The 1,857-nt window shown below is 64.9% G+C and carries 1 protein-coding gene; it reads right to left on the reverse strand.

What is annotated here, in order from left to right:
- Positions 1-88: 88 nt before the first annotated feature.
- Positions 89-1,453 (reverse strand): group II intron reverse transcriptase/maturase, encoded by a 1,365-nt coding sequence (gene ltrA / locus ACTJLB_RS32375; RefSeq protein ID WP_408194708.1) that lies wholly within the window; start codon positions 1,451-1,453, stop codon positions 89-91.
- Positions 1,454-1,857: the final 404 nt, after the last annotated feature.

Below are 1,857 nucleotides of genomic sequence, written 5' to 3' on the forward strand. Positions count from 1 at the left end.
CAATCGGCATAGGGGGTAGCCAACAGGCTACGCCCCTGCCACACCACCCGGCATGCGGGCCCGCACCGGGCGGTTCGGGAAGTTGAGGTCAGGAGAGACGGGGTAGGCCTAGTCGGTCGAACCATGCAATGGGCAGCACGCCGTTGAGCAGCTTGCCGCTGTTGCGCCACCAGCGACGGCTGTTCCCCGCCACCTGTCGCGCCACGTCATGAGCCGCGCCAAGTGCGCACAACTCACGATACATGGTCGTGCCGCGCTTCCAGTGCTTCAACTGGATCGCGCGCAGGCGATGGCGCACCCATTTGTCCAGGTCCCGCATCACGCCCGGCGTCTGCGCCAGACGGAAGTAGCCTTTCCAGCCCAACAGGTAGGGGCGCAGCTTCTCCACCACCTGCTTCAGACTACGTCCGCCCCGACGCGTCAGTTCCCGCACGCGCTGCCTGAACGTGGCCAATGGTTTGACTGCCACCTTGCGCTTGATCGCGCCACCCGCAGCTACCCACAGGCTGTAGCCCAGGAACTTGCGACCAAACACGCTCGCCACCGCGCTTTTGGCTTCGTTGATCTTCAGGCGTAACCGCTCGTACTGCCGTCGCAACAGTGCCATCACTCGTTCGCCCGCACGGCGTGAGCGAACGTACACGTTCGCATCGTCGGCGTAGCGCACGAAGCAATGACCCCGTCGCTCCAGCTCCTTGTCCACCTCGTCGAGCAGCACGTTTGCCAGCAACGGTGAGAGTGGACCGCCTTGGGGCGCCCCCTCATGCCGCGCCTGAACCACGCCATCGTTCATCACGCCCGCATTCAGGTACGCCCGGATCAGCCGGATGACGCCCGGATCTCCGATACGCTTCTGCAGCCGGTCGATGAGAATGTCGTGATTGACCCGGTCAAAGAACTTTTCCAGGTCGACGTCCACCACGATCCGCCGCCCCGACTGCACGTACGACTGCGCAGCCAGCACCGCATCGTGCGCACGCCGCCCGGGCCGGAAGCCGTAGCTGTGCTCGCTGAAGGTGGGGTCCAGTACGGGTTGCAGCACCTGCAGCAACGCCTGCTGGATCAGTCGATCCGTCACCGTCGGGATGCCCAGCTCGCGCTCGCCACCGTCCGGTTTCGGGATCGTCACCCGCCGCACCGGCATCGGCCGGTAGGTCCCCCGCAGCAGTTGCTCACGTATTGCCGGCCAGGCTGTCGTCAGGTGTCGCGCAGTCTGGTCAATGTCCAGCCCGTCAACGCCCGGCGCACCCTTGTTGGCCCGCACCCGTCTGAGTGCCTGCTGCAGGTTCTCTCTCGTCAGCGCCGCAGCAAGCAGCGCTGACCCTGTGCTCTTCGTCTCATACCGCGAGCCCCAGGCTTCGTCGCTCACGGCTTCACGCGCAGCTTCACCGCGCGCCGCCACCGCTTGCCCCGCTCGCGCGGGCATCTGACGCCTTGCCTGTTGCGTCGGCATGTCGTTGAACACTCCTTTCCGTTCGGTCCTTCGCCACCAGCTCCAGCCTCGCCGGCCTGTCCTGTGGCTACTATGACCTCTGCTGAGACCTCGCTCCGGTTCAGCACCGTCGCCCTTTCAGGCATGAGGCGAGGCGTCCCCAGGTAAGAACGCACTCCTTCATCGCACAACCGCCGCATCTACGCCGCTTCGCCTTGGTCACAAGAGCTTCGCGGAGATTTGCCCGCTCGCCCTGCTCGGCAGCGCCTTCTATGCGATTCTTGTTCATCGGCTCGCGATTTACGCTCCACGCTTCCTCCCCACACTCGGTCGCCCTCATGCAGTTGCGCTTCACTTCATTCGCTGTGACCAGCTTATGGCGGGACTTGCACCCGCAGGAGTGCGCCCATGCTGGGCGCACAAAC

This window comes from Paraburkholderia sp. 22098 (assembly GCF_052045935.1).
Lineage (GTDB): Bacteria > Pseudomonadota > Gammaproteobacteria > Burkholderiales > Burkholderiaceae > Paraburkholderia > Paraburkholderia caledonica.

What these genes read in the sequence shown, in the direction of transcription:
- ltrA (WP_408194708.1), bottom strand. Translation starts at nt 1,453, where the DNA reads ATGCCGACGCAACAGGCAAGGCGTCAGATGCCCGCGCGAGCGGGGCAA.